8 protein-coding genes are annotated in these 7,743 nt (G+C 64.5%); 3 read left to right on the top strand and 5 right to left on the bottom strand.

The genetic code is table 11. The features are described 5' to 3' along the window. From VLE48_10380 to VLE48_10370, 3 genes are all read right to left on the bottom strand, one after another. Positions 1 to 603: hypothetical protein (locus VLE48_10380; GenBank protein ID HSA93407.1), on the bottom strand; the 603-nt coding region annotated here is incomplete at its 3' end. 9 nt (positions 604 to 612) lie between these two features. Then, positions 613 to 1,020 carry a DoxX family protein gene (locus tag VLE48_10375; protein ID HSA93406.1) on the bottom strand — a complete coding sequence of 136 codons (408 nt, stop codon included), beginning with the start codon at positions 1,018 to 1,020 and terminating at the stop codon, positions 613 to 615. A gap of 8 nt (positions 1,021 to 1,028) precedes the next feature. After that, positions 1,029 to 2,252, bottom strand: a complete 1,224-nt coding sequence (locus tag VLE48_10370; protein HSA93405.1) for an aminomethyltransferase family protein — start codon at positions 2,250 to 2,252, stop codon at positions 1,029 to 1,031. Positions 2,253 to 2,452: 200 nt separating this feature from the next. Between VLE48_10370 and VLE48_10365 the strand changes: the two genes are divergently transcribed. Continuing rightward, positions 2,453 to 4,036, top strand: a complete 1,584-nt coding sequence (locus tag VLE48_10365; protein HSA93404.1) for an NAD(P)/FAD-dependent oxidoreductase — start codon at positions 2,453 to 2,455, stop codon at positions 4,034 to 4,036. A 16-nt stretch (positions 4,037 to 4,052) separates the two neighbouring features. Then, positions 4,053 to 5,639: an NAD(P)/FAD-dependent oxidoreductase gene (locus VLE48_10360; protein HSA93403.1), complete on the top strand. Its 1,587-nt coding sequence runs from the start codon at positions 4,053 to 4,055 to the stop codon at positions 5,637 to 5,639. A 114-nt stretch (positions 5,640 to 5,753) separates the two neighbouring features. Here the strand turns inward: VLE48_10360 and VLE48_10355 are convergent, their stop codons facing one another. Both VLE48_10355 and VLE48_10350 read right to left on the bottom strand, forming a co-directional pair. Continuing rightward, complete coding sequence (locus VLE48_10355; GenBank protein ID HSA93402.1) at positions 5,754 to 6,881, bottom strand: aromatic ring-hydroxylating dioxygenase subunit alpha; 1,128 nt, start codon at positions 6,879 to 6,881, stop codon at positions 5,754 to 5,756. Between the two features lie 64 nt (positions 6,882 to 6,945). Continuing rightward, positions 6,946 to 7,410 (bottom strand): hypothetical protein, encoded by a 465-nt coding sequence (locus VLE48_10350; GenBank protein HSA93401.1) that lies wholly within the window; start codon positions 7,408 to 7,410, stop codon positions 6,946 to 6,948. 138 nt (positions 7,411 to 7,548) lie between these two features. Between VLE48_10350 and VLE48_10345 the strand changes: the two genes are divergently transcribed. After that, a partial coding sequence (locus tag VLE48_10345; protein ID HSA93400.1) for a hypothetical protein occupies positions 7,549 to 7,743 on the top strand: 195 nt, incomplete at its 3' end.

The following is a 7,743-nucleotide window of genomic DNA, read 5'->3' as shown; positions in this document are numbered from 1 at the left end:
GAACTCTTCTACCAGCCCGACTTCAAGGGCGAGCCAAACCAAAGCCAGCGGTACCGCAACCACCGCCATCCAGATGGGAACCTGGGCCTGGCTCAGGTCGCGCAGGCCTCGTCCCAGCACGCCCTGCATGAGGAGGCCGGCGAGCGACATCCACAACGCCGGTTTGATCTGCTTCCAACGGACTCCCACCGGCGCGAGCTCGCTCACCTTGTAGTGCCAGCCCCGAAGGAGTATGAGGCCGGGAATCACGACGACCATTGCAAGCTTGGCGGCCGCGATGGCGAGGGATTGTGCAGGTTCGTTGGGAAATGAGCTACGCAATGCGCCGAGTCCCCATACCAGGAACGCCGCCAGAGGCAACATCCACAGGAGGAGCACGGCGAGTTCCGCTCCCGGCGACCGCACAGCCAGCGGCAGGGCTTCCACCTTGCGCGTGAACAGTAGCGCCAGCAGGGAAAACAGGACGCCAACGATTGCCAGTACGGCGATGGCTTCCGCGGGCTCGAAGTCCGGCTGACGGCTCAGTTGCCAGAGCGCGGCGGCGTATATCGCAACGTAGGCAAGGAGGACCTTATTGCGGAGGGCGTCGAGTAGAGTACGCACGGTTCCTTCCTACCTGCGGCGGCCGGTTGCAGGACGCGACTTGTTGTCAATCGACCAGGGGCCCGCGCCAAAGAAGACCAGCGCCAGCGCCAGCGTGGCATGCGAGAGATACGCATCATACCCGGCCAGGCCCTCGCGGAAGTGAATGCGGATTCCGATGCCCATGAAGACGAGAATGATGGCCGCTGCGACGCGCGTTTGCAATCCGATAACGAGCATCGCCGCCGCAAGGAGTTCTACCCAGGAGGCAGCCGGTGCCAGCCAGTTCGGTAATCCAAGAGGAGTCAGGACCGAGCTGAACGCAGCCAGGCCGCCGGAGAGGCGCTTGACTGTGTACACGAGCACGATACCGCCCAGCACCACGCGCATCACCAAGATGCCCACGGGCTGGAGCGAAGCGAGACGTTGCGAGAGCATGGCTGCGGCTACTCGGCGAAGGGATCGATCTTGGAGAGCGGCGTGGCCGTCTTGCGCTTGGGGCTGAAGAAGGGAAGCGGCACCACGGTGGCGCCCACGGTGTAACGGACAGCTTCCACGGTGAGTTCGAGTTCGAGCAGCGTGCCGGCGGCGGCTTGCGGCGTCGCCACGCTGGCCAGGGCGATCATCTTCTTGAGCGTCGGCGACCACGTGGTGGAAGTCGCCTTGCCCACTTGCTTGCCGTGCTGATAGACGGGAACGTGCACGCGCGAAGCCTGCGCGGGCGCCTGTGGCGCGAGACCCACGGATTCGTAGAGCTCTTCCACCTCGGTCCAGTGGATCTCCAGGCCAACGAGCTGGCGGGCGGGGCCGCGCTTATGCTCCTCAATCAGCGCCTTCTGTCCGATGAACGGGTCCTGCTTGTCGAGATGCACCATTTTGCCCAGGCCGATCTCGTAGGGTGTGAACTTCTGCGCGTCGATCATGGCCCTGCGGCTGCTGGTGTAGTCCACTTCGATAAGCAGCAGGCCGGCCTCGATGCGCGCCACGTCGAGCGCCAGCATGCCGGCGGGATGCAGGTCGAATTCCCGGCCGGCCTCGGTGATGGCGTCCCAGACGGTGAGGGCGCTCTCCCAGGGCATCCAGATCTCGTAGCCGAGGTCACCGGTGTAGCCGGTGCGGGAGATGTCCACCGGAACGCTCGCGATCGCGCCGCGCGTCATGCGGAAATATTTGAGGTTCTCGATGTCGGCTTGAGTAATCTTCTTGAGCAGACGTCCCGAGGCCGGACCTTGTACTGCCAGGGCCGCGACTTGCTCGGAGATCTCCTCGACCTCCACCTGCATGCCCAGCGCGTTCTGGCGGAACCAGCGCAGGCTGGGGTCGGCAGCGGTCCAGCGGTACGCGTTGGCTTCCAGGCGGGTGATGGTGCCGTCATCGATCACCTTGCCCTGCTCGTCGCACCAGCAACAGTAGATCACCTGGCCGACGGCGACCTTGTGGATGTCGCGCGCGATGATGCGGTTCACCAGACGCGTGGCGTCGCGCCCGGTGACGAGATACTTGTAGAGCGGAGAGATATCAATGAGCGCCACGGAGTTGCGGATGGCGTTGTACTCGTGCTCGTGATGCGTCTCGTAGGAGCTGACGGTGTAGTAGCCGGACCACTCGCGGTAGTTCAGGCTCTCGCAGAGCGCGAGGGTCCGTTCGTGGAAGGCGGTTCCGATGGGCAAGGTGACTCTCCTGCTGCGAGCCGAAGGCGGATTATAGCGGTCGGGCGCAGGTGGAGTCACCCGCATCCAAGAGTTCCATCCGGTGGGTTGGCGCGCCGCTGGCGGTGATCGAGCGGGCAAGACAAACCCCGGACCGCGCCTTTAGAATGACTGTTTCCTTCCGGGGCGCGCGCCCCGCAGGGCGTGCTGTCGCACACTCCATGTCCCAGAAATACGATGCCATCGTCATCGGCGGAGGCCACAACGGCCTGGTCAACGCCGCTTATCTGGCCAAAGGCGGCAGGAAAGTTCTGCTGCTGGAGCGTCGGCACGTGCTGGGCGGCGCCGCCTGTACCGAGGAAGTCTTTCCCGGCTTCAAGTTCTCGGTGTGTTCCTACGTGGTGTCACTGCTGCGGCCGGAGATCATCCGCGACCTCGACCTGCCTCGGCACGGCCTGGAAATCCTGCCGCTGGACGGTACCTTCACACCCATGCCCAACGGCGACCACCTGTGGCGCGTGAACGACCACGCCAAGACGCGCCGCGAGATCGCGCGCCACTCGCGCCTGGATGCGGAAGCGTACGAAGAGTTCGGCAAGCAAATGGTGCAGCTCTGCCGATTCGTGAAACCCATCCTGGGCATGACGCCGCCCGATCCCACCAAGCTGGCGTGGAAGGAGCTGAGCAAGCTGCTGTTCCTGGGCAAGCGCTTCAAGGCGCTGCCGGAAGAAGAGAAGTACCTGCACGTGCGCCTGATGACCATGAGCGCCGTGGATTTTCTGGACCAGTGGTTCGAGACCGACGTGCTGAAGGCGACCATGTCGGCCTCGGGCATCATCGGGACGTTCCTGGGAGTGCGCTCGCCGGGGACGGCCTATGTGCTGCTGCACCACTACATGGGCGAGATTGACGGCGCCTTCCGCTCCTGGGGATTCGCGCGCGGCGGCACCGGCGCCATCTCGAATTCGATCGCTGCCGCGGCGCGCGAAGCGGGAGTGGAGATACGGACGGAAGCGCCGATCGCCCGCATCCTGGTGCGGGAAGGGAAAGCCACGGGAGTGGCGCTGGAAAACGGGGACGAGTTCCACGCCGACGTGGTTTCCTCGAGCGTCGATCCGCGGCTGACGTTCGTGAAGATGATCGAGCGCGGCAACCTGCCCGACGAGTTCCTGGAGGAAGTGAACCGTTACAAGTTCCGCGGCTCCTCGGGCAAGGTGAACATGGCGCTGGATGCGCTGCCGAACTTCACCTGCATGCCCGGCCCGGGCTTGCACCTGCGCGGCGCCATATCCATCTCGCCCAGCGTGGAGTACATGGAGCGCGCCTACGACGACGCCAAGTACGGCCGCTACTCGCGGCGTCCGTATGTCGATATCGTCATCCCCAGTCTTACCGATCCATCGCTGGCGCCGCCGGGCAAGCACGTGATGTCGTGCTTCGTGCAGTACGCGCCCTACAAGCTCAATGGCGACTGGGACAAGGAGCGGGAAGCCTTCGGCGACACGGTTGTGGAGACCATCGCCGAGCACGCGCCCAATCTGAAGAACATCATCCTGCACCGGCAAGTGGTCACGCCGCTCGATCTGGAGCGCGAGTGGGGGCTGACCGAGGGCAACATCTTCCAGGGCGAGTTGTCGCTGGAACAGCTTTTCTTCCTGCGTCCGGTGCCGGGCTGGGCGCAGTACCGCACGCCGATCGCGAACCTGTACATGTGTGGTTCGGCCACGCACCCCGGAGGCGGCATCATGGGCGCGCCCGGGCGGCTGGCGGCGCTGGAAATCCTGAAAGACGGGAAAGGCAGGTAGCCAGGTCATCGCCAACGTGCGCGACATCGTGATCGTGGGCGGCGGGCACAACGCCCTGGTCACCGCCTTCTACCTGGCACGAGCGGGACGCAAGCCCTTGGTGCTGGAGCGCCGCGCCGTGCCGGGCGGCGCCGCAGTGACGGAAGAGTTCCATCCCGGATTCCGCTGCTCCACCCTCGCTCATGCCGCCGGGCCGCTGCGCCCGGAAGTGGTGCGCGACATGCAGCTTGAGCGCCACGGCGTGAAGATGATCCGTCCCGATCCGCGCCTGTTTGCGCCGGCGCCCGATGGCCGAGCCCTGGCGTTTTTCGAGGACACGGCACGCACGGTGCGGCAGATCGCCGCGCTCTCGACCAAAGACGCAGCTGCGTATCCGAGATTCCGGCAGGCGCTGGAGCAATTGGGCGGATTCCTTGGGAAATTGCTGCATTCGACGCCGCCGGAGATCGAGAATCCCACCTCCGGGGACCTGTGGGGACTGCTGCACACGGGACGCGACCTGCGCAAGCTGGGCGACAAGGACCTCTACCGCCTGCTGCGCTGGATGCCGATGGCGGCGGCCGATCTGGTTGCCGAGTTTTTCGAAACCGAGTTGCTGCGTGCTGCCATCGCAGCCCGTGGAATCTTCGGGAGCTTTGCCGGACCCTGGTCGGCAGGGACGGGAGGGTTGCTGCTGTTGCGCGCCGCGGGCGATCCGCATCCGGCCGGGCCGGCCTGTTTCGCGAGCGGCGGCATGGGCGCGCTTACGCAGGCGATGGCCGCGGCGGCACAGCAGGCGGGCGCGCAGATCCGCACCGGCGCGGAAGTCGCGCAGATTCTGGTGAAAGACGGCGTAGCCACCGGCGTCGCGCTGGCCAACGGGGAAGAGGTCGCGGCGCAGAAGGTGATTTCCAGCGCCGACCCAAGACGTACCTTCCTGGCTCTGATCGATGCGGTGCATCTCACTCCCAGCTTCATCCTGCGCATGGAGAGTTATCGCTCTCCGGGAGTCACGGCCAAAGTGAACCTGGCCTTGTCCGGCCTGCCGGCGTTCACGACTGTCGCCGGCCTGGGCGACGGCAGCGACAACATGCTGGCCGGACGGATTCACATCGGTCCGGAGATCGACTACCTGGAACGCGCCTTCGACGCCTCCAAGTACGGCGAGTTCTCGCCGGAGCCCTACCTGGACGTCATGATTCCTTCACTCTCGGATCCGTCGCTCGCGCCCGCCGGCAAGCACGTCATGAGCGTGACCATGCAGTTCGCGCCCTACAAGCTGAAGAACGGAGACTGGAACAACCGGCGCGAAGAACTAGGCCGCGTGGTCCTGGAGACGCTGGAGCGCTACGCGCCCGGCTTGGCCTCGCTGGTCGTGGGCGGGGAAGTGATCACGCCGCTCGACCTGGAGCAGACCTACGGCCTGAGCGGCGGGCACATCTTCCACGGCGACCTGGCGCTGGACCAGATCTTCACCATGCGGCCTCTGCTGGGCTGGGCGCGCTACCGCACGCCGATCCGCGGCCTCTACCTGTGCGGCTCGGGGACGCATCCGGGCACGGGACTGACGGGCGGCTCGGGGGCGAATGCGGCGCGGGAGATATTGAAAGACCTGCGGAGTTGATTTCACCACCGAGACACGGAGACACAGAGAGAATCTAGGGTTGCGAGTTGGTTGTTGCCGGTGTCTCTGTGCCTCGGTGGTGAGGGCGTCGCGATCCCAAACGTCAAAGGCTCTCTAGTCTGCTGCGGCGCGTTCTCGCTCCAGCCCGCTTCTGAGGTCTCTCGCCAACAACCTGTGAAACAGATGTTCGCCGGCTTCGCGGCGGACGGAGAGGCGGCCCGCGCGGTAGGCGCGTGAGTTCAGCCCGCGCTGTACGGATTCGCAGATGGCGTGGTCTTCGTCCTGGACGCGCTGGCTTACCTCGATACTCTTGCGGTTGTACTCAGCTGCGTTCTCGCTGACATCGGCAAAGTAGAAGTCGAAGATCACCTGGCAGCGGTCAATACCCAGCGGCAGGACGAGGTTGGTATCGAGATAGCCTTCGTACCAGTTCAGCATCAGGTTGGGATAGAGCCAGAAGTAGAGCGCTTCGCCCTGGCGGACGGCAGCCGTGGCGGCCTCGCCTCCCTCGGCGCTGATGGGCGAGGACTGCAGGCAATAGCGGTCATCGCATTCGATGGTGTAGCCGGCGTAATCCAAAACGCTGTTCAGCCCCTTGTGCAGATGGGGAACGTGGTAGCCGCCGTCGAGGTAGTTATCCACGAAGACTTTCCAGTTGCACTGCAGCGGGAACACGCGACGCTCGACGAAATGTAGCGAGCCCAGGTTGAGCGGAGCCACTCGGGCCGCGAGGCCACCGAGAGAGTCGGTGAGGCCGGCGGCTTGCGCGTCCAGATTGACGAACACGAACTGCTCCCAGGCTTCGACGCGAATGGGCACCAGGCCGTTTTGCGCGCGATCGAAGTCGGCGACTCCGGCAAAATCCGGCGCACCTTTGAGCGATCCATCCAAGCCGTAAGTCCAGGCATGGTAGGGACAGCGCATAAGAGTGCACGAGCCCGCAGGCTCGGTCATTACGGCGGCGGCGTGGTGACGGCAGACGTTGTAGAAGGCGCGCAAGACGTGGTCTTCGCCGCGCACGACGACCACGGGCTCGCCGCCGACTTCCGCGGTGATGAATTGCCCGGGCTGTGCCACCTGCTCCGCGCGGCCGACCATCTGCCAGGTTCGGCCGAAGACCATGCGACGCTCCAGCTCGGCCACGCGCGAATCCGTGTACCAGGAGCCGGGGATGGTCCAGGCCTGGGCGAGCGGCGCCTTGTCGTCGTATTCGGCGAGGACTTGTTCGAGGGGGCGTTCCATGTTGGGCGCCTGTGGAACGAGGCGATTCAGATTACAGCAGGACAGCCGGACCGTGAAAGCAGTTCTATGCCAGCGGCGTTTTCAGCAGCTCAATGTCCTTCAGCCACACCGTGCCGGGGCCTTCGAAAACAAGGTTCAGTTTGATCAGGTCGGGGAACTGACCCTGCTTCAAATAGAACGGAGTCTGGTACGAAGCCCAATCGTTCGTGCCTTTGGCCTTGTGATGGAGGCCCTTGGAGAAGTATTCATTCCCGCCGAACACGCACCACATCTCCAGGTAGACACCGTCGCGGACGGCCGAAGTCTTCATCTGCACGCGGTAGGTGAGCATGCACTGGTCCACGCCCGGCTGCGGCACCTGAAAAAGCAGGAAGGTGCGGCCGCCGGTGGCTTCGAGCTTCCAGGCCTCCGCTTCGAGGGTGACGCTGTCGGTGGAAACCAGGCGGTCGGTGAGGGCGAAATTCCGCAGGGTTACAGCCGGACCGGACGGCTGGGGAACGCGGAGCAGTTTCTTCAGCCAGTCCAACATACAGGGGCCCGAAAAGCGCAGGCAGGATACCCCATCTTCGTTGTGCGATAAAGGGGGGGTCGGCGAGAAACGGGCGGCGGGCGGCACTTGCTTCCTGCTTGAGTCTCGTGTGACACTCACATTCCACGGAGAGGGACGATGCTGGTCTTTCACGCCAAGGAACTGATGGAAGCACAGGCCAAGGGCGGCCGGGCGTATCGCGAATTCCTGCGCACCGACGCCATGAGCGCGGGCGTTTACGCGCTACCCGCCGGGGCTGAGGACAAGCAGAAGCCACACAGCGAAGACGAGATCTACTACGTGCTGAGCGGCCGCGCCAAGTTCTTCTTCGAT

The sequence above is a fragment of the Terriglobales bacterium genome, assembly GCA_035454605.1.
Taxonomy (GTDB): domain Bacteria; phylum Acidobacteriota; class Terriglobia; order Terriglobales; family Acidobacteriaceae; genus DATMAB01.
The sequence above is the reverse complement of the archived record's forward strand: the minus strand, read 5'-3'. Positions and strand labels throughout refer to the sequence as shown.

Bases quoted from the DNA above. Each gene is read 5' to 3' on its own strand.
- VLE48_10375 (HSA93406.1), bottom strand. From the start codon at position 1,020: ATGCTCTCGCAACGTCTCGCTTCGCTCCAGCCCGTGGGCATCTTGGTG.
- VLE48_10365 (HSA93404.1), top strand. From the start codon at position 2,453: ATGTCCCAGAAATACGATGCCATCGTCATCGGCGGAGGCCACAACGGC.
- VLE48_10355 (HSA93402.1), bottom strand. From the start codon at position 6,881: ATGGAACGCCCCCTCGAACAAGTCCTCGCCGAATACGACGACAAGGCG.
- VLE48_10350 (HSA93401.1), bottom strand. From the start codon at position 7,410: ATGTTGGACTGGCTGAAGAAACTGCTCCGCGTTCCCCAGCCGTCCGGT.